This is a genomic window from Cecembia calidifontis (genome assembly GCF_004216715.1).
Classification (GTDB): domain Bacteria; phylum Bacteroidota; class Bacteroidia; order Cytophagales; family Cyclobacteriaceae; genus Cecembia_A; species Cecembia_A calidifontis.
This window is the reverse complement of record NZ_SGXG01000001.1, coordinates 2,466,801-2,491,297: the sequence shown is the minus strand read 5'-3', so window position 1 is coordinate 2,491,297 and position 24,497 is coordinate 2,466,801. Positions and strand designations below refer to the sequence as shown.

Here is a 24,497-nt window from a genome sequence, read left to right as displayed (position 1 = left end):
AGTTCAAATTTAAGGCATTTCGCCCACAAAATAAAATTTCGATTTACAGGTACTTAACCTCTTTGAAGCTGTAAAAGTTAATTGAACCGTCATTTTTTTTTATAATCAGTTTCCCAAACTGGTCTATCCCAAGGATTTCTCCTTCAAAAACCTCCCCATCGTCAAATTTGTGATTTTCATACACCCGGTAAAGACATTCCAGATATTTCTGCCTCAGTTGCTTTTTCTCTGCCTTTTTAAGCAAAACGTAATTTTTCTCGATTTTTGCAATCAGTAATTTGAAAATCTCCCATCTGTCCCACTCTTTGCCCGTAAGATCCCATAAAGAGGTAGCGAAGGGGATTTCTTTCATAGCTTGGTTGATATTCAACCCAATTCCCACTACGGCATACTCTATTCCCTTATGGCTGAGTATGTTTTCGATCAGAATACCGCCTAATTTTCCCTTTTCAAGATGCAGAATATCATTGGGCCACTTGACTACAATCCCCGGAAAATATTCCGACAGAGTCTCTGCCGCAGCGAGAGAGACAGCAATATTAAGTTCAAATTGCTCGGATGGATCCAGAAAATACGGTTGAAGGACCAGAGAAAAAGTCAGATTCTTGTTAGGCTCTGACCACCACCTGTTACCTCGCTGTCCCCTGCCCTTAGTTTGTGAATCAGTCAATATGATACTGCCTTCTGCCAATTCCCTTTTCCGTATTTTTTCGAGTGCGAGGTCATTGGTAGAATGACACTCTGTCAGGAAATGAATATCTTTTCCAAGAAAAACCGTATTGGCAAGGATTTTATGCATTCTTTTATTAGTTAATTTGTGGGGCAATAAGGATATTTAAGCCTTCAATTAAAGTCAATATAATAAAGGGCAAAATTAGTATATTAAAACATGACAGCAGAAGAGCTGAGTAAAGTAATTGTAAAAGGCATGGAAGAAAAAAAGGCTTCCGATATTGTGGTGATGGACTTAAGAGGGGTGAAAAATTCTTTTACCGATTTTTTTGTGATCTGCTCGGGAAACTCCGACACACAAATTGAAGCCATTTCGGATTCTGTTGAAGCTGAAGTGATCAAAACCAATAAAGAAAGGCCATTCCGCAGTGAGGGTAAGAACAACAAACAATGGATCCTGATGGATTATGTGGACGTGGTAGCCCATATCTTCTTAAAAGACAAAAGGTCATTTTATGGCCTGGAAGAACTTTGGGGGGATGCAAAAATCACCAGAATCGAGTCCTGAAAGTTTTGAACTTTCATGTCCCAAAAACGTTTTAAATTGAGTTCAAGTCAGTATAGCATAAAAGGATGAGCGAAAACAATAAGAATAATAAAAACTTCATTCCGAAAACACCTCAGAAGCCTAATTTTCAGCTTTGGCTGATCATTACAGCTGTAATTGTCCTGATCGGTCTCACTTGGTTTAACCAAAGGAACACCGTCATTGACATTACACTGAAGAAGTTTGAAGATATGTATCTGGCCAATGATGTGGCCAAAGTGGTAGTCATTTACAACCAAAACCTGGTAGAGGTCAGCCTAAAACCAGAGGCTTTACAGAATAAAAAATACAAAGACGAGCTGGAAGCCAACAGCCCGTTTTTTACACCAAACGGACCTCATTATCAGGTAAAGATAGCTTCAGTTGATAAATTCATTGAGGATTTTCAAAAACTCGAAAGTACAAAGCCGGACAGTGAAAGAATTGGGTATACAGCAAAAACCCAGGAATCCTGGACGAATTGGTTTTCCAGCTTTGGATTCCTGATCCTGTTGTTCCTGTTTTTCTGGATCATGATGAGAAGGATGGCAGGACCCAGTGGACCAGGTGGTCAGATATTTAATGTTGGAAAATCAAGGGCCCAGCTGTTTGATGCCGAAAACAAAGTAAAAATCACCTTTGACAATGTAGCCGGATTGGATGAAGCCAAAGAAGAAATTCAGGAAATCGTTGAGTTCTTGAAAAACCCTTCCAAATTCACTAAGCTTGGCGGAAAAATCCCAAAGGGGGCCCTCCTTGTCGGCCCTCCTGGAACCGGTAAGACCTTGCTTGCAAAAGCAGTGGCCGGTGAGGCTGGCGTACCTTTCTTTACCTTATCAGGCTCAGATTTCGTGGAAATGTTTGTAGGGGTAGGAGCTGCAAGGGTGAGGGACTTGTTTAAGCAAGCCAAAGAAAAAGCACCTTGTATTATATTCATTGACGAAATTGACGCGATCGGTAGATCAAGAGGTAAAGGCCAAATGCCAGGCTCTAATGACGAAAGGGAAAACACACTCAACTCCCTGTTAGTGGAAATGGACGGTTTTGGAACAGACTCTGGAGTCATTGTCCTTGCTGCTACCAACAGACCTGATGTTTTGGACTCCGCCTTGTTGAGGCCAGGACGTTTTGATAGACAGATATCTGTAGACAAACCGGATATCTTGGGTAGAGAGGCCATCTTCAAGGTTCACCTCAAGCCTATCAAAACCACTGATAATGTAGATGCCAAAAAGTTAGCTGCCCAAACACCTGGTTTTGCAGGAGCTGAAATAGCCAACGTATGTAATGAAGCAGCCCTAATCGCCGCCAGAAGGAATAAATCAGCGGTAGATATGCAGGATTTCCAAGACGCGATTGACAGGGTGATTGGAGGATTGGAGAAGAAGAACAAAATCATATCTCCAGAAGAAAAACAAATCGTGGCATACCATGAAGCTGGTCATGCTGTAGCGGGTTGGTTCTTGGAACACGCCGATCCATTGGTGAAAGTAAGTATTGTGCCAAGAGGGGTTGCTGCCCTGGGTTACGCCCAATACCTACCAAAAGAGCAATTTCTCTATCAAACCGAGCAATTATTGGATGAAATGTGTATGACCCTCGGAGGTAGGGCAGCGGAAGAAATTGTGTTTGGAAAAATATCCACTGGAGCCCTTAGTGATCTGGAACGGGTAACTAAGATGGCCTACTCCATGGTTTCCATCTACGGTATGAACGATAAAATAGGCAACGTGTCATTCTACGACAGTAAAGGAAACGATTACAGGATGACCAAGCCTTATTCTGAAACAACCGCAGAAACCATTGATGAAGAGGTCAGAAAATTGATTTCCACAGCTTATGAAAGGACAAAAGACCTGCTGAGAAGCAAAAGGAATGAATTAGAAACCCTTGCCAAAGAATTGCTTGAAAAGGAAATCCTTTTCCAAACAGATTTGGAAAGACTGATTGGAAAAAGGCCTTTCGCTAAGGAAACTACCTATGAGGCCTATACCAAAAAATCCGAAGAGAAAGAAAAATCTGAACTGGCCAAAACTCAAGCTGAAAACAAAACTGAAAATAAGACTGAGGATACTCCTAAAGAAGAACCTCAGGTAGAAGAAAATAAAGGTTAAGCTTAACTTCAAATTCGAAATAGCCTTTCTTTAAGAGGGGCTATTTTTTTTTTATCCTGCTGTTTGTCTTTTGCAATTTAAACCAATGACAGGAACATACTTTTCCTGTTTAAGACCTAATCCTTATCTTTGAGGTTCCTATATTGACATCATGAATATTTCCCTTCACGAAAAGAAAGTTTTTTTTGCATCAGATTTCCATTTGGGCGCTCCCGATGAAATAAGCAGTAAGGAAAGAGAAAGAAAAATAATCAAATGGCTGGACAGCGTAGAAAAGGAAGCAGAAGCCATCTTTTTGGTAGGTGATATTTTTGATTTTTGGTTTGAATATGACAAAGTAATACCAAAGGGCTTCATCCGTTTTATTGCCAAAATTGCTGATCTGAGAGATAAAAACATACCTGTTTTTTTCTTTACCGGAAACCATGACCTTTGGATGAAGGATTATTTTACTCAGGAACTCGGAGTCCCTGTTTACCATAACCCAATTGAAATAACCATAGAAGGAAAAAAATTCCTCATTGGTCATGGGGATGGATTAGGGCCAGGAGATGAAACCTACAAGGTTTTAAAAAAAATATTTACTAATCCATTTTGCCAATTGCTGTTCAAATGGCTCCATCCGGATATAGGCGTCAGGTTTGCGCATAAATGGTCCAAAAACAGCAGAATCACCAACCTGAAAAAAAATGAGGGAGAATTTAAAGGGGATGATGAATGGTTATGGGCCTACTGCAAGCAGCTAATTAAAAGCAAACATTTCGATTATTTTGTGTTTGGACATAGACACCTTCCCTTAGACCTTCCGGTGGGGAATAAGTCAAGGTATTATAATCTGGGTGAGTGGGTCAACTATTGCACTTATGGTGTATTTGATGGCCAAAAATTTGAGGTGAAAAAATTCGAAGAATGAAACGAATCCTGACTTTCATATTGCCCTTCCTTTTCCTCAACGTCTCCTTTGCACAGGAAAGTTGGGAATTGGAAAGCAACATTGATTTTCCAAGGTTAGGATTGATTTCCTTGGATAATCAGGGTTTTATCTTTATAGCTGATCTCGAAGGGAATATTTACCAATATGATAGGACAGGAAAAGAAGTTAATAATTTTTCCCCACCCCGTCAAGGCGCCCTCATTTCATTAGAGGCCGCCCGAACAGCAAATATTTTCACCTTCTCCATAGACCTTCAAGAATACAGGATTTTGGATAGGTTTATCAACCCAATAGCAGAAAACCGCGTGCCATTGGACCAAATCACGCTAGCGAAATCTGCGACCTTGGGCAATAATAATATCATTTGGTTTTTTGACGAAGCGGATCTGTCTCTCAAGCAATTTGACTTCAGGATCAGAAAGGTACAGCAGCAGCAACCTTTGAATTTAATTCTTAACCAATCCTCATTGGATATCAGGGACATGAGAGAATATCAGAACCTTTTATTTTTGAACATAAGGAATGAAGGAATCTATATCCTTGACAATCAGGCAAATATGATCAAACACCTACCTGTAATGCTTGAACAGAAATTCTCCTTCTGGAAGAATTTTCTTGTTTATGTAAGCGATGGAAATATCAATTTGCAAAACTTCATGACCGGAAAAATGGAAACAGTTCCACTGCCGGAAAATATTACTGTAAAGGAAGTTTTGATTAATCAATACAATGTGATTTTAAGTGACGGGAGAAATATTTTTATATACCCCAAGTCCAAAAGTCCCTTAAAAGATTTTTAAAAATAAAAATCCCAGCCACTGACTGGGATCTATGTTGAACTCAGGATTTCCAGTTATTAGGAGATTTCAACCAAAGTGATATCAAAAATCAAATCTTTCCCAGCCAAAGGATGATTGGCATCTAATGTGATTTTAGCTTCATCTACGTAAGTTACTTTAACAGGAACGGGCTGTCCAGCCTGGTTTTGAAGAGACAACTCCATGCCCACCTCTGGTTTAATATGAGGAGGAACTTGCTCCATAGGTATATCCAACATCATATCTTCCCTTTTTTCGCCATAAGCCTCCGCACAGGGAATCGTTACACTTTTTTCCTCCCCAATTTGCATTCCATGTACGGCTGCGTCAAATCCTTTGATCATATTGCCATCACCCAGCACAAACTGAAGTGGTTCTCTATTTGCCGAACTGTCAAACACAGTCCCATCTTCAAGCCTTCCTGTATAGTGGACTTTCACCGCATTGCCTTTGCTTGCTACTGCCATAATTATGTTTTTGAATTGATAAGTTACAAAGGTAACACTTTTGAAGCCTAATAAAAAGCCAGTCCGCTTTCATCACACCAACTGTCCGCTTTTTATAAGCAAATGTTCGTTTTTGAACACTTTAATATTTATATTTGATGAATAGGGGCAAAAAATGCTGGTTTTTAAAATGGCATCATTTTGTCTTTACAACCTACAAAAATTCGGCACCATGGAAAATCCACAATTAGGAAAAATATTGATCATAGATGACAACGAGGACTTGTTGTTTGCGGCAAAAATGCTTTTGAAAAAATATGCCAAAGAAGTGACCATAGAAAAAGACCCCAGAAGAATTCCTTTTTTGGTCAATAACAACAGCTATGATGTCATTTTATTGGACATGAATTTCACAGAGGATACCACTTCCGGAAAAGAAGGTTTCCATTGGTTGAAACAAATCAAAGAAATCGACCCGAAAGCCGTTGTAATCTTGATCACTGCTTTTGGGGATGTGGAAATGGCAGTAAAGGCGCTCAAAGAAGGTGCTACTGATTTTATTCTGAAACCATGGCAAAACGAAAAACTCCTTGCCACTTTAACAGCTGCCAGCAGGTTGAAAGAAAGTTATGACGAGGTAGACAAGCTTTCCAAAAAGCAGAAACAGCTACAATCCGACGCCAAAAAACCATACACTGACATCATTGGCTATAGCGCCTCGATGAAGAACATCTTCTCTATCATTGACAAAGTGGCCCAAACCGATGCCAATGTCCTGATTCTTGGCGAAAATGGTACGGGTAAGGAATTGATTGCACGCGCCATCCATGACAGGTCGTTACGGAAAGATGAAATTTTCGTCGGTGTAGATATGGGGGCCATTACCGAGACCCTATTTGAAAGCGAACTGTTCGGGCATAAGCGTGGAGCTTTTACAGACGCCAAAGAAGACAGGGCGGGAAGATTTGAGATTGCAGACAAGGGCACGTTGTTCTTGGATGAAATCGGTAATTTGAGCATGCCTTTACAATCCAAATTATTAACTGTTCTCCAAAAAAGAGAAGTAACTCGTATCGGCACCAACAAACCTATACCGGTAGATATCCGGCTGATCTGTGCCACTAATATGCCGGTCCATGACATGGTACTGGACAATACTTTCAGACAAGATTTACTTTATCGGATCAATACCGTTGAAATATTCCTGCCTCCATTGAGAGAAAGACAGGATGATATTCCCTTATTGGCAGAGCATTTCCTAAAAATATACAGCCAAAAATACCGTAAAACATTCAAAGGCTTTACGCCTTCAGCCATGCAATTGCTCCAAAGGTACAACTGGCCCGGAAATATCCGGGAATTGCAGCATGCCATAGAAAGGGCCATCATCATGGCTGACGGGGAAGATTTGGACAGCAGGGATTTCTTCTTCCTTTCGGCCAAACCTACCAATGAAAAAATTGCAACTCCTGCAACTTTCAACCTGGATGAAGTCGAAAAAACTACCATTCAGAGAGTTATTGATAAGAACGGAGGAAATATTTCTAAAGCCGCAAAAGAGCTGGGATTAACCCGTGCTTCTTTGTACAGAAGATTGGAAAAATATGGATTATAAAGTTGGCCTGCTCGGAAGAATTGCTCTTTTGGCAGTTTCTCTATTTTTACTCTCCTATTTCATGATCAATGGATCAGGAGTATTCATCATTTCACTTTTCATCATCCTGGTATTGGCACAGGTGATTCTACTGCTTCGGTATTCAGAAAATTCCTTCAAAAAAGTCAGGCAATTTTTAGATAACATCAAACAGGACGATTACACGAATGTCTACCCCGTGAAATTTGACGGCACAGAGACAGACGACCTCCACATTGAGTTCAATGCTATCTTAGCCAAACTGCAGGAAGATCAGGCAGAAAAAGAGGCCAATTACCAATATTTCCGCTCAGTCTTCCAGCACCTCAGCATAGGATTGATCACCTTTGATGAGGAAGGGAAAGTGCAGATTGTCAACACAGCGGCAAAACGAATGCTCAACATCCAAAACCTGGTCAATATCCATGAAGTCGAAAAAATCAACAAAGAACTTCACCATGCCATACACCACCTGAGAACCGGAGGAAGCGAATTGATTAAAATAGCCCATCCTGATGGCATTATGCAGCTTTCAGTCTATGTCATAGAGTTGATATTGCGTGAAACCAAATTCAAATTGGTTTCTCTCCAAAATATTCAAAGCGAGCTGGAAGAGAAGGAAATGGAAGCATGGCAGAACCTGGTCCGGGTACTTACCCACGAAATCATGAACAGTATTGCACCAATTTCTTCCCTGGCCGCCACTGTCAAAGGAGATATTGAACAAAAACTGGATATGAATGTCGCTGTGACACATTCAGACATGGAAGACTATCTTATGGCCCTGGGAACCATAGAAAAACGCAGCGAGGGAATGATCAATTTTGTAAGTGACTTTAGAAGTTTAGCCCATATTCCTACTCCAAAATTCCAGACCATTCAGTTAAAAAAACTGTTTGCACAACTGGAAACCTTACTGCAACACCAATTCGATAACCATCAGATCATCCTTAGAACCAATATTGAACCTGATGAGCTCATCCTATTTGGAGATCAAAACCTGATAGAACAGGTTCTGATCAATCTGATCCAAAATGCCATTCATGCGGTGGAGGATGCTGTCATGCGCATCATCACCTTAAGTGCCTATATTGATGAATCAGGCAAAATCATCATAGAAGTTAGCGACAGCGGAAAAGGCATTGAAGAAGAAGCGCTTTCAAAAATTTTCATCCCCTTCTTTACTACCAAAAAATCCGGATCCGGCATTGGCCTAAGCCTTTCCAAACAAATCATGAGAAGACATAAAGGCAATATCCAGGTAAAATCAACATTGGGGGAAGGCACCACTTTCAAACTGATTTTCAATGCCTAAAAATGACCTGCAAAAAGGTTTTGATCATCAAGTAGATTGAATGGGGGAAGCTTTATTTACCCTTGGTATAGATATAAGATGGCCCATCACAAGCCGACCAAGAGTTATTGATCAACTTTCTATCTTTGGTTACAAATAATGTTTCTTTAGGACCTTCTCCGCAGTTAGCCGCCATATTGACATTGGTATCATAGCTAAGCTGCAACACAAATAGCATTGTATCATCCTGTCCCTGAAGAGCATCAAATGTATACACCCCTAAGGCCTGACTTGGGACCTGAAGCTTTTCTCCCATTCCTTTAGGCTTGTTAGAAAACTTGATGAAAGTGCCATCATGGTTAAAAATGTATTTCTCATCGAAATCAACCTGCTCTTCCTCTATCCCAAGTATCTGCCAGGCCGGCACCATCAGCGACAAATTCCAATACCCATTAATAGTAAATTCAGGCTCCTTGTCATCCTGGTTGCAGGAAGCCAATACAATAAAAAGGAATGGAACAAAGAAGAAAATTTTTTTCATGACCTGATCAACTCTGGAATAAAACGATACTTTTAATATAATGTTTGGACCATCTTTGACAATGTAGTTAAACATTTGCAATAAACCTCTTGGGAGGCCCTGAAACTCCATTTTTTCACCCTGAAGATAAGCAAATACGCAATTTTAACACTTCATTAACAATCAATTCACAATCAGCACCTAAGAGTTTAAAAACTTCTTGAAAGCATAATATCCTATTCATCATCAGTTGATGTACCGGCTGTAACTTGCATACAAAACTGATAGTGTTGAAAACCCATTTCAAAACCATTGTAATCTCCGATGTCCATCTGGGCACACGGGGAGCCAAAGCAAAAGAAGTAGCAAGATTCCTCAAGCAGTACAGCTGTGAAAACCTCATCCTTAATGGTGATATCATAGACGGCTGGCAGCTTAAAAAATCAGGATCCTGGAAGAGAAAACATACCCGGTTTTTCAACAGGGTGCTAAAAATGATCGAACAGGAAAATACAAAAGTTTTTTACCTTAGAGGAAACCACGATGATTTTTTGGATCAGATCCTTCCCTTACAAATCGGTAACCTGTCTATTCTCAACGACATGGTTTATGAAAGCCATGGCAAAAAATATTTCATTACCCATGGGGATATTTTTGACAGTGTCACCACCAACTTCCGATGGATTGCCCATCTGGGAGATATTGGTTATACCTTCCTGCTTTGGCTCAACAGACAGGTCAATTACCATAGGAGAAAAAAAGGACTCCCTTATTTCTCCCTTTCCCAATATGTCAAAGGCAAAGTTAAATCCGCCGTATCTTACATAGACCAATATGAGGAAGAACTGGCAAAAATGGCAAAGGCTAAGGGCTGTGACGGAATTATCTGTGGACACATCCATAAGGCCGAAAACCGGGTAATAGACGGTGTTGTTTACTTAAATTCAGGAGACTGGGTAGAAACCATGAGTGCACTGGCCGAAGACCACGAAGGCAACTGGCAATTGATTTATTACAACCAGATTTCATTCAAAAAATCTTCTGAGGATAAGGAAATGGACAAAATTGTCAACTTCCCGGTTACTGATTATAAAACTGTGGCTTTCGGAAAGCTGCCTGATGCATTGGATCCCAAAAAATTCTTTTTGTAAATGAAGTTTCTGTTCATTGTTCAAGGAGAAGGCAGGGGCCATATGACACAGGCCATTTCACTTTTCCAATTGCTTCAATCTTCCGGGCATGAAGTGGTAAGTGTCTGCATTGGAAAAAGCTCCAGAAGAGAAATTCCCGATTTTGTAAAAAACTCCTTGAAATGTCCCATCCATACTTTTGAAAGCCCCAACTTCATTACTGACAAAAAGGGAAAGGGAATTCTTTTAAGAAAAACCATTTCACATAATTTGAAGCTAATAGCTTCATTTCGTAAAAGCTTAGGCAGCCTTCACGATATCATCACTGAAGCCAAACCTGATGTAATCCTTAATTTTTATGATATACTTGGTGGTCTATATAATTTTATTTATAGACCGGAAAGTGAGTTTTGGGTCATTGGCCATCAATACTTGATTTACCATCCTGAATTCCCCTTTGCCCCCAATCAAAGGCTTCAAAAATGGCTTTTTAAAATCAATACCGCTGTCACGGGCTTGCTTGCCCATAAAAAACTGGCACTTTCCTTTCGCCCATTGGGACCAAGTCAGAATAAAAATCTATTTGTCCTTCCTCCATTGCTTAGAAAAGAAGTCAAATCAATTCCTTCGCAAGAAGGGGATTTCTACCTTGCTTATATGGTCAATGCAGGTTATAGTGAAGAAGTCATGGCTTTTGGGAAAAATAATCCTGATCTAAAAATTGAGGCTTTTTGGGATCAAAAAGATGCTGCTAAAAAATTTCAACCCCTGCCCAATATCACCTTCCATCAAGTCAACGACCGTTTATTTTTGGAAAAAATGGCAGCCTGCAAAGGGTTGGTCTGTACAGCCGGTTTTGAATCGGTGTGTGAAGCCATGTATTTTGGAAAACAGGTAATGGTAGTGCCTGTTCAGGGGCAATATGAACAGGCTTGTAATGCGATTGATGCTGAACTTTCAGGGGCAGGTATCCAACATACCAGCTTTGATTTCAAGTATTTTGATGATTTCCTCAAGCAAAAAGAGAGAAAAAACGCTTCCGCCAAAGAATGGATTGATAGCTTTCCAATTGTTTTTGGGGAAATCATTGCCCCTCCCACTACCTTAAATACCAACGAGGATATGTCCAGGTTAGACGATCTTCAAATGGCAACAGCTTGATTTTTTTTCACTTTCATTTAAACTTATACCCAAATAAACTGGTTTAGTACTCGGTTTCCATTCACTCAATTACCGGGTTTTTTCCGGGCAATTAAGGCTGTGGAGGACAATTATATTAACCGGCCTTGACTTCCAATTAAAAAAAATTGGGCCTTTATAGAATTCCATTACCTGGACAATTCAAAAAATGGTAATTTCAAGGCTGCTTATTTGGATAGAAGATTCATGAATATAGAAAAACAAAGGCTTCAGGAAGACAGGGAATGGAAGAAGCATTGGAAAAAGTGGGGGCCTTACCTGACTGAAAGACAGTGGGGAACTGTGAGAGAGGATTATAGCCCAAATGGAGCCGCTTGGGACAATGTCACCCATGAGGAAGCTAGGAGCAAAGCCTACAGATGGGGAGAGGAAGGAATCGGTGGGATATCAGACTTTAAACAGAAATTATGTATTGCCTGGGCTTTCTGGAACGGAAAGGATCCCATGATCAAAGAGAGACTTTTTGGACTGACAGGTCCTCAGGGCAATCACGGGGAAGATGTAAAGGAATTGTATTACTACCTCGATTCTACTCCTACCCACAGCTATATGAAAATGCTGTACAAATACCCCCAAAATGAATTCCCTTACAAACAACTTTTGGAGGAAAATAGGAGGAGGACCAAAAATGACCCTGAGTTTGAAATTTTGGACACAGGGATATTTGATGATGATGCCTATTTTGACATTTTTATTGAATATGCTAAGAATGACATTGAAGATATAGCTGCTTTTGCCACTATTCACAATAGGGGAAAAGAAGATGCTGAAATCTGGGTTATGCCCACCATCTGGTTCAGAAAGGTTTGGTTTACAGGCCATGAACCTTTTTTACCCAAATTGTCCAAATGGGATGACAAAGTCATCAAAGCCTACAGCCCAAAGAGCGGAAATTATTTTTTCACATTTGATGGCAACCCGGAATTCAAGTTCTGCGACAATGAAACCAACAGGGAAAAGCTTTACCATATTCCCAATGAGAAAAAGTACCTCAAAGACGCCATCAATGACTATGTGGTCCATAAATATTCCCATCACCTGAATCCGGATGATTATGGGACCAAGATGGCTGCTATCTATAAAATTACCATTCCGGCAGGACAGAGCCATGTGGTGAAATTTAGAATGACCCATCAGATCATAGGGGATTGCCTGACTCCTTGTGAAGATATCCTGATACAAAGGAAAAAAGAAGCAGATGAATTTTATGGGGAAATACAGGAAAGGGTCAAGGATGAAGATATGAGAAACATCCAAAGACAGGCCTTTGCAGGAATGATGTGGGGGAAACAGTTTTACTACTACGACGTGGAACGATGGCTGGAAGGAGATCCCGGAAGGTATTCTCCACCCAAAGAAAGAAAAAAGGGCAGAAACCACCAATGGAGACATCTCCACAATTACGACATCATTTCCATGCCGGACAAATGGGAATATCCATGGTATGCCGCTTGGGACCTGGCATTTCACTGTATTCCTATTGCGAGAATAGATCCGGATTTTGCCAAGAATCAACTGGTATTGCTGCTGAATGACTGGTACATGCATCCCAATGGGCAAATTCCTGCCTATGAGTGGAATTTCAGCGATGTCAATCCACCTGTACACGCCTATGCGGTACTGCGTGTGTACCAAATAGACAAAAAAATGAACGGAGGCAAGGGAGATCAGGCCTTTCTGGAAAGGTGTTTCCACAAATTGATGATCAATTTTACCTGGTGGGTCAATCAAAAGGACAGCGATGGTAAAAATATCTTCGAGGGTGGATTCCTGGGACTGGATAATATTTCGGTGATTGACAGAAGCCATGCCCATCATTACAGCGGCAAACTGGAACAGGCAGATGCCACATCCTGGATGGCCATGTTCTCTTTGAACATGCTCAGGATTTCCTTGGACCTCTGCGAATTCAATAAAAACTATCAATATACCGCCGGAAAATTCCTGGAGCATTTCCTTTACATCGCCGGAGCTATGAACAATATCTCAGGTGAAAGCATCAGCCTTTGGAATGATGAGGAGAACTTCTTTTTTGACCTGTTTCATCTTCCCGGGAAGGAGCCACAGGTGATGAAAGTTAAATCCATTGTAGGCATTATACCGCTATTTGCGGTAGAATCCATCAGAGTGGATATGTTCGATAGTCTGCCGGATTTTAAGAAGCGGATGGAGTTTTTCTTAAAGGAAAAACCAAAATTAGCTGCGCTGGTATCCAGCTGGATCAAACCGGGATTTGAAAAAAGAAGACTGTTCTCTCTGCTGAGGGGACACAGGATGAAAAGTATCCTGAACAAAATGTTGGACCCTGAGGAATTCCTCAGTGACTTTGGCATCAGGTCCCTTTCCAAATACCATGAAAAACATCCCTATAGCCTGAGGATCAACGGAGATGTGATGACAGTAAAATATACTCCCGGAGAATCGGATTCGTTGATGTTTGGAGGAAATTCCAATTGGCGAGGGCCTATTTGGTTCCCCATCAACCACTTGATCATAGAATCTTTACGCAAATTTGATTATTACTACGGGGGTGAGTTTTCCATAGAATACCCTACAGGTTCCGGCAATTTCCTGACCATGGACCTTATCGCTAAAGAACTCTCCCTAAGGTGCATCAAAATCTTCCTGAAAGACGAAAATGGTCAGAGGCCGGTATATGGAAAGCACAAAAAAATGCAGGAAGACCCACACTTCAAGGACTACATCTTATTTTATGAGTACTTCCATGGAGACAATGGGGCAGGATTGGGAGCCTCCCATCAGACGGGTTGGACGGGATTGGTAGCTGAAATGATCCATAAATATTACAAACCCAAAAAAGAATACGAAGAGAATGCTGAGGCCATATTTAGAATCTGACAGGATAGAGGCCGGATGTGATGAGGTGGGAAGGGGCTGCCTTTCAGGGCCTGTAGTAGCTGCGGCGGTTATCCTGCCCGGAGATTATGCCAATGAGTTTATCAATGATTCAAAAAAACTCAGCAAATCCAACAGAAATTCGCTTGTGGAGGAAATCAAATCAACCGCCATTGCTTGGGCCATAGCTGAGGCAAGTGTAGAGGAAATTGATCGAATCAATATTCTGAACGCTTCCTTTCTGGCAATGACCCGCGCTGTGGAAAAATTGGGGCAAAGACCTGATCATTTGCTGATAGATGGCAACAGGTTCAAGACACGTTTGACCATTCCTTATTCCTGTATCGTGAAAGGGGATTCAAAATTTGCCAGTATAGCCGCTGCCTCCATCCTGGCAAAAGTGTACCGCGACGGTTTGATGGAAAGAATGGCACTGGAATACCCTGGCTATGGTTGGGAAAAAAATGCAGGATATCCAACAAAGACGCATCGTGAAGGAATCATCAGATTAGGCTTGACACCCATTCATAGAAAATCCTTCAGGCATCTTCCTGAGCAAATAAAATTGGATTTTTAAAACCGCATCAACATATAGCCTTGAGGCACATATTTGGTCAATGTAGTCAGCATAGATAAGGCAATTTCCGTTCCTCCCCACACATCCGAAGTTTTCATATCCCTGGCTATAAGTGACTGGCCGCATACATAAAATTCAACGCCCGCAGCCTTCAAAGCTTCATACACAGGAAGGTTCGGGTTCTTGACCCCAAATAACTTTTCATAGAAAGCATCATTTAAGATACTGTAAACAGCTCCTCCGTGCACGGCAACCTTGACCTTCAGGTTCTCTCTTGGTACTCCCCCCAAACCGTGAAGATTTATCATTCGGGCGATATTTTCCACCATTCGGTTAACCTGCTTTGGGTTTTCTGCTCCGGAAACCAAATCGATGATTATTTTAAATTCACCATTTGGGTCAGGCATTTCTGTGGCTTCGGAGATGGCATAGATTCCACCAAAACCTTTAACAATAGGAAATTGAGCTTCTTGGGCAAATGCAGCTTGAGAATACCCAAATATCAATAAAACCAATAGGGCTAAATACTTCAAGTTATAAATTGATTAGATATCATTGATTACAGTGGTTCTGACAATCACCCCTGAAGCACAAACTCAAACCTCAATTTTACGGATAATGAACTCAGCTTGATTGACTCTGACTCCTTTAGGTATTGTCAATCCAAAAATTACATATTTATTTTCGTACCAATGTAAAAATTTTGAAGAAGGAAAAGAATTTTAGATAGATATCCAAAACTTTACCTGAGATGGTCTGTGTATATAAGGAATCTGTAAAGAAGAAAAAATCAGACAAAACAAGAAAATTAAATACACCTTTCTCCCGCAATATAAAACTTTATAGTTCTTCATGACGGAAAGTGCAAAAAAATAAGTTGCAAAGTTTTTAAACCCTGTAATTCTGTAAAAAATTAAAGCCCCGGAGATTCCGGGACTTTGTGCGCACGAGAAGAGTCGAACTTCCACGCCCGAACGGGCACTACCCCCTCAAAGTAGCGTGTCTACCAATTTCACCACGTGCGCTTTTGAGGTCTGCAAAAGTAGAAAGCTTTACTGTTCGTTGCAAGTCAAAACTTCAACTTTCAAATAAAATTTTATTGGAACACCTTTCTTTCCGCCGCCAATAAAGTATTGTACAACAATGAAGCAATAGTCATAGGGCCAACCCCACCCGGCACAGGGGTAATAGCCGAGGCTTTTGCTGCCACTTCATCAAACTTCACGTCACCGATCAATCTAAAGCCGGACTTCTTGGCAGGATCATCTATTCTATGGATTCCCACATCAATTACCACAGCACCTTCCTTGACCATATCTGCTGTGACAAATTCAGGCTTGCCTATGGCCACAATCAGGATATCGGCAGTTCGGGTAATTTCCGGAAGGTTTTTGGTCCGACTATGGGTCAAGGTAACTGTACAGTTACCCGGATAATCGTTCCTTGCCATCAAGATACTCATCGGAGAGCCAACAATATGGCTCCTACCAATAACCACACAATGCTTTCCTGAGGTCTCTATGTTGTACCGTTTCAACAATTCCACTATACCATAAGGAGTAGCGGCCACATAAGCAGGCCAACCCAAGGTCATACGGCCCACATTGGCCGGGGTGAAGCCATCCACGTCCTTTTCAGGTTTAATCTTGTCCGTTACTTTTTCGACAGCAATATGTTTGGGAAGTGGAAGCTGAACAATCAAACCATCAATAGCAGGGTTCTGATTGATATCCTCCACCACTTTCAACAATTCCTCTTCAGACACCGTCTCTTCCAATCTCACCAATGTAGAATCAAAGCCTACCTGTTCACAAGCCTTCACCTTAGCCCCCACATACGTTTGACTGGCACCATCGTTTCCTACAAGCACAGCTGCCAAATGCGGTATTTTTCCGCCTTCAGCCTTAATCTCTGCTACCCTTGCAGCAATTTCTGACTTGATTTGATCCGAGGTCTTTTTACCGTCTATGATTGTTGGCATGATGGAAGAAGGGTTAATAGAGATTGGTAATTTGTTAAGTTTTAAGTGTTACATGTTAATAGGCTATCGGATTCAAAATCCGCAATATAGCATCAGGAAATTGCAAATTTCGAGAAGTTTCCAAAATCCGCCTTCCGACATCCGAAATTCAGTCTAATTTCTCGCTTCTCGCCTCTCCTCTTAATCCAACTTCAACACCGCCATAAATGCTTCCTGCGGCACTTCCACATTTCCTACCTGCCTCATTCTCTTCTTACCTTTCTTCTGCTTTTCGAGGAGTTTACGCTTTCGGGAGATATCACCACCATAACACTTGGCCAAAACGTTTTTCCTCAAGGCTTTGATGGTCTCGCGGGCAATGATTTTGGTACCAATGGCAGCCTGGATCGCAATTTCAAACATCTGTCTTGGAACAAGCTCTTTCAATTTTTCACAGAGTCTCTTGCCCCATTCGTATGCCTTGTCTCTATGGACAATAGCAGATAGTGCATCTACCACCTCTCCATTCAACATCACATCCAACCTCACCATATTAGACTCTCTGAATCCTATCAGTTCATAATCCAAGGAGGCATAACCCCTGGAGATGGTTTTTAGCTTATCAAAGAAATCAAATACGATTTCAGCGAGTGGCATATCAAAAGTAAGCTCCACCCTATCGGAAGTCAAGTAAACCTGGTTTTTGATCTGACCCCGCTTCTCCATGCAAAGCTGGATAACAGGGCCTACGTATTCGGAAGCAGTAATGATAGTCGCCTTTACAAAAGGTTCTTCGATATGCTTGAATTTGTTGGGATCCGGCATATCAGAAGGCGCATTGATGATCTTATATTCATTGTTGTTCATCAATGCCCTGAACTGTACCGATGGAACGGTAGTGATTACCGTCATATCAAATTCACGCTCCAGACGCTCCTGGATAATCTCCATGTGAAGCATGCCCAAGAATCCGCACCGGAATCCAAAACCTAAGGCCGCAGAAGTTTCAGGTTCCCATACCAGGGAAGCATCATTCAGCTGCAACTTTTCCATGGAAGCCCTAAGCTCTTCAAACTCGGTGGTGTCCACCGGATAAATACCGGCAAAAACCATTGGTTTTACGTTTTCAAATCCCTTAACAGCTGCAGCACAGGGCCTTTTCACGTGGGTGATGGTATCCCCCACTTTTACCTCTTTGGCCACTTTGATACCTGAAATCAGGTAACCTACGTTACCGGCAGATAAGGTTTGCTGAGGAATCTGGTTGATTCCGAGGATCCCGATCTCATCAGCATCATATTCTCTGCCTGTATTGACGAATTTGATCTTATCTCCTTTATTGATGGTGCCGTTAAAAATCCTGAAAATAACTTCAACCCCACGGAAAGAATTGTAGACGGAATCAAAAATCATTGCCTGTAAGGGAGCTTCCGGGTCACCCTCAGGCGCCGGTATTCTTTCCACCACTGCATTAAGAATATCTTCAATTCCAATACCTTCTTTTCCTGAAGCAAGTATGATGTCTTCTCTTTTACAACCGATAAGTTCGATCACTTCATCGGCCACTACCTCAGGATCTGCCCCCGGCAAGTCGATCTTGTTCAATACCGGAATGATCTCCAGATCATGTCCTATGGCAAGATACAGATTGGATATGGTCTGGGCTTCGATTCCTTGGGAAGCATCCACAATCAACAGGGCCCCTTCACAAGCAGCGATAGAACGGGAAACCTCATAAGAAAAATCCACGTGTCCCGGGGTATCAATCAGGTTCAGGATATATTCTTCCCCTTTGTAATTATATTTCATCTGGATAGCGTGGGACTTGATGGTAATCCCTCTTTCACGCTCCAAATCCATATTGTCCAACAACTGGTCCTGCATCTCGCGCTCACTTACCGTATTGGTAAACTGCAGCAAGCGGTCTGCCAATGTACTCTTCCCATGATCAATATGGGCGATGATACAGAAGTTTCTAATTCTTTGCATATTCATACTGGCCGCAAAAATAGATAAAATTGTGGGTATTATTGATATTCCTTCAATCAGTATCACGTATATTTTAATGAGACATTGATGAAGGCATGCCTAATACCCCATAAACGGAACTGTTGAAACATTTTGTTTGGGAAAATAGACTAAATCTATTGACTAGATCGGCCGACATGCTTCCTCAGATTACTTTTTCTAAAACAGAATTGTTTTCTTTGTGCCCAAACAAAGCCCCATGAAAGCAGTAGCAGAAAAGAAAAGAAGGCAGAACATAGCTGAATATATCATTTACATGTATCAAATGGAGGACCTGCTCCGGGCCTATCAGTTCAACATGGAAGATATCAGTAAATATGTGGTGAGCCATTATCCGGTTTCGACCCAAGAAAAAGAAGAAACTTTTTCCTGGTTCCGGAATCTGGCTGAAGCGATGCTTGCGGAAAAATTAGAAAAAGGCGGGCATTTAAAAGAGACCCAGTGCTTAGTGGAAAATTTGGCAAAGCTGCACTGGGAACTACTCAAAAAGGACAAAACCTATTTTGAAATCTACCGGCAAGCTAAACCTCACCTGATTCACTTGATGGCCGAAGCAAAAGATGATTTCCCTTCAAATGAAGTTCAGCTTTTCTTGAATACCGTATATGGTAGATTGCTGGCAAGACTTCGTGGCAGGGATATCCCTCAGGACATCCTGGAAGCGACAGAGGCCTTTGGAAATGTATTGAGTTACCTTAACTGGGCTTTTTTGTCAGCGACGGAAAATCCAGAAAACACCTGATTCAGTAAAGCCATTCGTACACACTTTTATAACATCCCTTTTCCTCGATATAATCAAGAAACGCCTGATAAAATGGATGATGGCTCAAGGTTGCGCTGTCCCCCAATACAACAAGCTTTCTTTTGGCTCTGGTCAAGGCAACATTCATCCTCCTGGTATCGGAAAGAAAGCCTATCTCCCCTTTGGAATTGGATCTCACGAGAGAAATGAACATGATATCCCTCTCCTGCCCCTGAAAACCATCGATGGAGTCGATAGTCAACAATTCTGAAAAAGAACGCAAATTGGGATAGTCATAAGTTTCGAAAAGCAGTTCATTGAATTTCCTCACCTGAGCGCGATAAGGAGCCACCAATCCAATATTCCATTGATGGGTCTTTATTTTGGCAATCCCAACCCTTTTGATCATTTCCTCCAAATACCTCAGGGCAAATCTGGCTTCTTCAGTATTGAAAGTACTCAATGATTCCTCTTCAACCTGCTCGGTAAATCCACTGCCTGCGGTATCAATAAATTCCAAAACAGGTTCATCTTCTGAAAGAAAATGGTTTTGTGTATTCTCTGCTGCCTGCAATTCATTCCCGTAGAAAACCCTATTTGAAAAACCCATGATCAATTCCGGCATCCTATATTGGAGCTTAAGCATTTTTGAAGCCGAAGGTTGTCTTTTGATCACCTTTTCAAATAAGGTTTCGCTTAATCCTTTTCTGGCAGCCTCAAATGACTTAATGGTGGGTGGCAGCTGAAAATGATCTCCTGCCATCACAACCCTATCGGACTTTTGGATCGGTATCCAAGTGGCCGCCTCAAGCCCTTGCCCTGCCTCATCTATAAAAACAACAGGAAATCTCATCCCTTTCAGCGCAGCATTGGATGCCCCCACCAAAGTGGATGCAAACACCTTCGTCTGCTGAAACACATCATAGACAATGTATTCTTCCAAGTGTTCCGCTTCATCTTTGAACCTATTGGCCTCATCAAAAAGCCGTCTCCGCCGCATCCTTTCCTCTGGACCAAAGCTTCTTTTATATTTCTGGCCGAGTTTTCGGTATTCATCTGCTTTCTTCTTTAGCTTTTTCAGGTCTTTGTAGCTGTCATGCAAGGCAATTTTCGCTTCCAAAGTCTGGGAAAGGATATGTTCCTCCACTCTGGCCGGATGGCCTATTCTTAATGTGGAAACACCGGCTTCCTGAAGCTTTTCCACCAATAAGTCCACGGCAGCATTGCTTGGAGCACAGACCAATACCTGCTTATAAGTTTCCAAGCTACTTTGGATACCTTTGACCAAAGTGGTGGTCTTCCCCGTCCCGGGAGGGCCATGGATTATGGCCACATCTTTTGCAGCAGCCACAAGACCCAAAGCTTCCAGCTGACTTTCATTTAACCTGGAATCTTCAAGCTTATGGAATGCTCCAAAACTTGCAGCATTTTCTCCCAATAAAATATATTTCAGTTCAGCTAAGCGGCTCTTCTCCGCTTTGATTACAGCCTTCAAAGCTGACTCCATCTCCCTGTAACTTGCTTCGTCAAACAAAAGATCAATCCCTATTTTACCTTTGCTTAACCAATCCGGCAGTTCCTCCACCTGTAAGGTTACAGTCATCACATCTTTTTTCACCTGATTGATCACCCCGTTTATCCTCAAATCGGGAGAAATGTGGTTTTGTTGGTTGGAAAAAATGGACACAGATTTACCTGATTGGAACAAATGGCTTTGATTGGTATCGAATCTTTCAAGATCTACAATCCATCTTTCCCCAAAACCGATTTTTGATTTTTTCAATTGGACAGGATACCAACAAATACCTTCTTCCTTCTTGTCTGATATTGAGGTATATAAAAATTTCTTTTTGAACTGCTGTAAATCTTCCTCCCACTCCTGCTTCAAAAGTTTCAAAGAATTTTGTAATTCCTCCTGAATTTTTGACATATTTGACTAAATTTAGCACAAATCTAAGATTTAAAAACAAGCATTTTATCACCGTTTAGAAAAACGTGAATTATCTAGCACATGCATACCTGTCCTTTGGGGAGCCAAAGGTTTTGGTGGGAAATTTTATAGGTGATTTTGTCCGGGGATCTATCGAAAAATCCTACGAGAAAGAAATAGTCATTGGGGTCAAACTCCATTGGGCCATCGATAAATTCACAGACAATCACCCTGTGGTAAAGGAAGCCCAGGAAATTCTAAAACCTGAATATGGCCGATACTCTACAGTGATTACCGATATGTATTTTGATTATTTCCTCGCCAAGTATTGGAACAATTACCACCACCTCCCCCTTCAGGATTTTGTACAGGATGTCTATGAAACCATAGACAGTTTCAGAAATGTTGTCCCTGACAAATTCATGAAAACTTTTGCCTACATGCGTTATTACAATTGGCTTGGAGGATATGGGGAATTGGATGGCATCAGAAGGGCAATGACCGGGATGGCAAAAAAGACAAAATTTCAGTCTAATTTAGACACTGCACATATATTCCTCGACGAGCATCACGAATTTCTAAGGGTTCACTTCGGGGATTTTTTCGAAGACCTCGTAAGTCACTCTAAGAATAGACTATACGAACTCAAGTCAGAATTGAGTCCAGCATGATACATTGTAAACCAAGAACCAATACCTATCTGGCCCTAGTGCTTGTACTGCTCATTTTGGTCAGTGGCCTGATTTACATTCTCAACCACTTCGCTACCCAAAGAACATTCGGATTGGCCTTTTATCTGATAGCCTCAGTGATTCTGACCTTGGTAATCCTGCTTTTACTGATAAAAATGATGGCTGCTTTTAAATTTATCTCAGCAGGAAAAGAAAAAATCATCACCAGCTTGCCTTTAAGGGGTAAAACCATTTCATATGACCTCAATCAGGTCATGGTGTGGGATGAGGAAAAGATGATTTCAAACAAGCGGGAATTCAAACAATTGACCATTGCCTTTGACGACAATACTTCTTTTACCATCAGCAACCATGAACATGTCAACTATGATGATTTTGTCCAATACCTCCAAAAGAAAGTCCCAAAGAAAAAAGTAAGCGCTTTGAAAAAAATCAAAAACGAACAGCAAAAGAAGCCGTAACCGCAGTGTTGCCCTTACTGAACCTGCCCCCTGGAAGTGAAAAATCAGCAGTTGGGCTGATAAACTGCCTGGCCTCAAGCCGAAATAACGTATTTTCACGAAAAGGATAATCCAAATTTGCCGATAACCCGGATACTTTCATGCCATTATTCAGAATGACAGCATTTGGATCGGAATAATACTCTGCTCTACCTGCCAAGATAAATTTTTCCCAAATTGTTTTTTTGACCGACGCGGTTACTCCATACCATTGCCTGACGCCAACAAAAGTTACTTCCTGAACACCATAATCAGTACCAAGGGTAGCTCCCCAATTCTCATTTCCATACTGAATGTAAAAATTGTTAAAGAATCTCCAAGCTTGCACAGGATCCAGGCCTTCGTTGCCTACATAATTAGCATAATGGAGGACCAGGCCTTTATATGGCCTATGGTTAAGTCCAAAACCTAAACCAAGTCCCCGACTCCTGTCCTGTCTTTGGACATTCTGCCAACCGTTGGTAGCCCAAAGGACAAAATCCCAGTTGGGGTTGGACTCATACGAAAGCCTTGCTCCAGTTAAAAAATACGGGGAGTTTTCCGCCATAAGACTCCTGCTTAAATGCCAGCAATCCATCCCATACCAACTTTCAAACCCAATATGAGAAGGCATAATCCCTACATCCAACCAAACCTTTCTGTGAAGCTTCACTCCTACTGAGGCCTCATTTACAAATTGCGCCCAAGTTGGCTCATTTTGAAGGTTATATTGGGCATAATTTCCTGCCATCAATGCAAAACTGGACCGGATATTCTCATCCTCATAAGCTACTTTGAGTAAGGCAAGGTTAAAACTAAACTCGTTATGCCTTGCGAAATTATATAAGAAATCAGGTCTTCTGTTATCATCCGGCTGGTTGAAATCATAGGAATAATAGGATTCCAGGTAACCGGAAAAAATTAGATTATTAAACTCCTTTTGTTGAGAAAATACCCAAGTGGGGCATATAGAAAGAAAGAATACCAGCAAAAACCTCATTAAGAAATTTAAATAAAAAAGCCTGGATTCATATACCCAGGCCAGATTTTGTTACTTTCTTGTACGGAAGTTTTTATCGTACAATTCGATACTTTCTCTAATGATCCTAAAGGCTTCCTCTTTGCCTAAGAAGTCTTCTACTTTTACCTCTTTATTTTCAAGTTTTTTGTAATCCTCAAAAAACCTGTGGACTTCTTTCATAAGATGAGGAGGTAACTCATCAATGTCACTGATATAGTTCACAGATTGATCATCAGCTGCTACTGCTATTATTTTATCATCTGCTTCACCTCCATCTACCATTCGCATTACCCCAATTACTTTTGCCTTTACCAAGGTCATGGAAGGAATATCAATCTGCGAAATGATCAAAATATCCAAGGGGTCCTTGTCATCACAAAAGGTCTGGGGAATAAAACCATAATTCGCGGGGTAATGCACAGCAGAAAACAAAACCCTATCCAGCAGCAGCATACCTGTCTTCTTATCCAATTCATATTTTCCTTTGCTACCTTTTGGAATTTCAATGACTCCCATGACATATTCGGGAGCTTCTTTTCCTATTTGCACATCGTGCCATGGATTTATCATAATGAAAAACTTTTTAAAATTTAAATTTGGACGCAAATTACGCCCAAATCACCTTATTACAAAGTTTGACTGGGCTTTTTAAGTGCTGAACTGAAATTAAATAATGCCAAAAAATCGATTAGAAAACAGTACAAAACAGCCTTTTACGCCTTAAAAGAAATATTGATCAATTTCCATTTTTCCCAATTCTGCTTTTTGAAAGAGCCCTTCACAAGTGGTTATAAATAAGACTTAAAATAAAAAATTGAAAAACCCGAAAAAAACAACCAACTAAAAACTAAAAAAAAACTTCATA

Annotated in this window: 22 protein-coding genes and 1 tRNA gene; 13 read left to right on the top strand and 10 right to left on the bottom strand. The window is 41.1% G+C overall.

What is annotated here, in order from left to right:
• Nucleotides 1–43 precede the first annotated feature (43 nt).
• A complete protein-coding gene (locus BC751_RS10825; protein ID WP_130275545.1) occupies nucleotides 44–799 on the bottom strand; it encodes a biotin--[acetyl-CoA-carboxylase] ligase in 756 nt (251 codons plus the stop codon).
• A gap of 90 nt (nucleotides 800–889) precedes the next feature.
• On the opposite strand from BC751_RS10825, the gene rsfS reads away from it, so the two are divergent.
• The 4 genes from rsfS (at nucleotide 890) to BC751_RS10805 (ending at nucleotide 5,106) form a co-directional block, all read left to right on the top strand.
• Nucleotides 890–1,240: a ribosome silencing factor gene (gene rsfS / locus BC751_RS10820; RefSeq protein ID WP_130275544.1), complete on the top strand. Its 351-nt coding sequence runs from the start codon at nucleotides 890–892 to the stop codon at nucleotides 1,238–1,240.
• A 65-nt stretch (nucleotides 1,241–1,305) separates the two neighbouring features.
• Entirely contained in the window at nucleotides 1,306–3,372 is a 2,067-nt protein-coding gene (gene ftsH, locus BC751_RS10815; protein ID WP_130275543.1) for an ATP-dependent zinc metalloprotease FtsH, read from the top strand.
• A gap of 151 nt (nucleotides 3,373–3,523) precedes the next feature.
• Nucleotides 3,524–4,285, top strand: a complete 762-nt coding sequence (locus tag BC751_RS10810; protein ID WP_130275542.1) for a UDP-2,3-diacylglucosamine diphosphatase — start codon at nucleotides 3,524–3,526, stop codon at nucleotides 4,283–4,285.
• A complete protein-coding gene (locus BC751_RS10805) occupies nucleotides 4,282–5,106 on the top strand; it encodes a hypothetical protein (RefSeq protein WP_130275541.1) in 825 nt (274 codons plus the stop codon). The genes BC751_RS10810 and BC751_RS10805 overlap by 4 nt, the downstream gene beginning before the upstream one ends.
• 56 nt (nucleotides 5,107–5,162) lie before the next feature.
• Here BC751_RS10805 and BC751_RS10800 read toward each other — a convergent pair whose 3' ends face one another.
• The gene (locus tag BC751_RS10800; RefSeq protein WP_130275540.1) at nucleotides 5,163–5,591 is read right to left on the bottom strand and encodes an FKBP-type peptidyl-prolyl cis-trans isomerase; all 429 of its coding nucleotides are present in this window, start codon (nucleotides 5,589–5,591) and stop codon (nucleotides 5,163–5,165) included.
• 211 nt (nucleotides 5,592–5,802) lie between these two features.
• Here BC751_RS10800 and BC751_RS10795 point away from each other — a divergent pair, with 211 nt between their 5' ends.
• Both BC751_RS10795 and BC751_RS10790 read left to right on the top strand, forming a co-directional pair.
• Nucleotides 5,803–7,185, top strand: coding sequence for a sigma-54-dependent transcriptional regulator (locus tag BC751_RS10795; protein ID WP_130275539.1), 1,383 nt, complete (start codon nucleotides 5,803–5,805; stop codon nucleotides 7,183–7,185).
• A complete protein-coding gene (locus BC751_RS10790) occupies nucleotides 7,175–8,518 on the top strand; it encodes a sensor histidine kinase (protein WP_130275538.1) in 1,344 nt (447 codons plus the stop codon). The genes BC751_RS10795 and BC751_RS10790 overlap by 11 nt, the downstream gene beginning before the upstream one ends.
• A gap of 52 nt (nucleotides 8,519–8,570) precedes the next feature.
• On the opposite strand, the gene BC751_RS10785 is transcribed toward BC751_RS10790, so the two are convergent.
• A complete protein-coding gene (locus BC751_RS10785; protein WP_130275537.1) occupies nucleotides 8,571–9,038 on the bottom strand; it encodes a hypothetical protein in 468 nt (155 codons plus the stop codon).
• A 269-nt stretch (nucleotides 9,039–9,307) separates the two neighbouring features.
• On the opposite strand from BC751_RS10785, the gene BC751_RS10780 reads away from it, so the two are divergent.
• The 4 genes from BC751_RS10780 to BC751_RS10765 all read left to right on the top strand — a co-directional run bounded on the left by BC751_RS10780 (nucleotide 9,308) and on the right by BC751_RS10765 (nucleotide 14,780).
• The gene (locus BC751_RS10780) at nucleotides 9,308–10,168 is read left to right on the top strand and encodes a UDP-2,3-diacylglucosamine diphosphatase (RefSeq protein WP_130275536.1); all 861 of its coding nucleotides are present in this window, start codon (nucleotides 9,308–9,310) and stop codon (nucleotides 10,166–10,168) included.
• Nucleotides 10,169–11,308, top strand: a complete 1,140-nt coding sequence (locus BC751_RS10775) for a glycosyltransferase family protein (RefSeq protein WP_130275535.1) — start codon at nucleotides 10,169–10,171, stop codon at nucleotides 11,306–11,308.
• A gap of 225 nt (nucleotides 11,309–11,533) precedes the next feature.
• Complete coding sequence (locus tag BC751_RS10770) at nucleotides 11,534–14,206, top strand: MGH1-like glycoside hydrolase domain-containing protein (RefSeq protein WP_130275534.1); 2,673 nt, start codon at nucleotides 11,534–11,536, stop codon at nucleotides 14,204–14,206.
• Entirely contained in the window at nucleotides 14,181–14,780 is a 600-nt protein-coding gene (locus BC751_RS10765; protein ID WP_130275533.1) for a ribonuclease HII, read from the top strand. The genes BC751_RS10770 and BC751_RS10765 overlap by 26 nt, the downstream gene beginning before the upstream one ends.
• Here the strand turns inward: BC751_RS10765 and BC751_RS10760 are convergent.
• The 4 genes from BC751_RS10760 to lepA all read right to left on the bottom strand — a co-directional run bounded on the left by BC751_RS10760 (nucleotide 14,777) and on the right by lepA (nucleotide 18,729).
• The gene (locus BC751_RS10760; RefSeq protein ID WP_130275532.1) at nucleotides 14,777–15,313 is read right to left on the bottom strand and encodes a DsrE family protein; all 537 of its coding nucleotides are present in this window, start codon (nucleotides 15,311–15,313) and stop codon (nucleotides 14,777–14,779) included. The two genes, BC751_RS10765 and BC751_RS10760, sit on opposite strands and share 4 nt — an antisense overlap.
• A gap of 408 nt (nucleotides 15,314–15,721) precedes the next feature.
• Nucleotides 15,722–15,805: transfer RNA gene (locus BC751_RS10755), tRNA-Leu, on the bottom strand.
• A gap of 71 nt (nucleotides 15,806–15,876) precedes the next feature.
• Nucleotides 15,877–16,761, bottom strand: coding sequence for a bifunctional 5,10-methylenetetrahydrofolate dehydrogenase/5,10-methenyltetrahydrofolate cyclohydrolase (locus BC751_RS10750; protein ID WP_130275531.1), 885 nt, complete (start codon nucleotides 16,759–16,761; stop codon nucleotides 15,877–15,879).
• 180 nt (nucleotides 16,762–16,941) lie between these two features.
• Nucleotides 16,942–18,729 (bottom strand): translation elongation factor 4, encoded by a 1,788-nt coding sequence (gene lepA / locus BC751_RS10745; protein WP_278043586.1) that lies wholly within the window; start codon nucleotides 18,727–18,729, stop codon nucleotides 16,942–16,944.
• 238 nt (nucleotides 18,730–18,967) lie between these two features.
• Between lepA and BC751_RS10740 the strand changes: the two genes are divergently transcribed.
• A complete protein-coding gene (locus tag BC751_RS10740; protein ID WP_130275529.1) occupies nucleotides 18,968–19,510 on the top strand; it encodes a DUF4924 family protein in 543 nt (180 codons plus the stop codon).
• A 1-nt stretch (nucleotide 19,511) separates the two neighbouring features.
• Here BC751_RS10740 and BC751_RS10735 read toward each other — a convergent pair whose 3' ends face one another.
• Nucleotides 19,512–21,440 carry an AAA domain-containing protein gene (locus BC751_RS10735; protein ID WP_130275528.1) on the bottom strand — a complete coding sequence of 643 codons (1,929 nt, stop codon included), beginning with the start codon at nucleotides 21,438–21,440 and terminating at the stop codon, nucleotides 19,512–19,514.
• Nucleotides 21,441–21,505: 65 nt separating this feature from the next.
• On the opposite strand from BC751_RS10735, the gene BC751_RS10730 reads away from it, so the two are divergent.
• On the top strand, nucleotides 21,506–22,111 hold the full coding sequence (locus BC751_RS10730) for an acyl carrier protein phosphodiesterase (RefSeq protein ID WP_130275527.1): 606 nt from the start codon (nucleotides 21,506–21,508) through the stop codon (nucleotides 22,109–22,111).
• Complete coding sequence (locus tag BC751_RS10725; RefSeq protein WP_130275526.1) at nucleotides 22,108–22,593, top strand: hypothetical protein; 486 nt, start codon at nucleotides 22,108–22,110, stop codon at nucleotides 22,591–22,593. The genes BC751_RS10730 and BC751_RS10725 overlap by 4 nt, the downstream gene beginning before the upstream one ends.
• On the opposite strand, the gene BC751_RS10720 is transcribed toward BC751_RS10725, so the two are convergent.
• Both BC751_RS10720 and BC751_RS10715 read right to left on the bottom strand, forming a co-directional pair.
• Nucleotides 22,565–23,611 carry an outer membrane beta-barrel protein gene (locus BC751_RS10720; protein WP_130275525.1) on the bottom strand — a complete coding sequence of 349 codons (1,047 nt, stop codon included), beginning with the start codon at nucleotides 23,609–23,611 and terminating at the stop codon, nucleotides 22,565–22,567. The genes BC751_RS10725 and BC751_RS10720 overlap by 29 nt on opposite strands.
• Nucleotides 23,612–23,662: 51 nt before the next feature.
• Nucleotides 23,663–24,202, bottom strand: coding sequence for an inorganic diphosphatase (locus tag BC751_RS10715; RefSeq protein ID WP_130275524.1), 540 nt, complete (start codon nucleotides 24,200–24,202; stop codon nucleotides 23,663–23,665).
• Nucleotides 24,203–24,497: the final 295 nt, after the last annotated feature.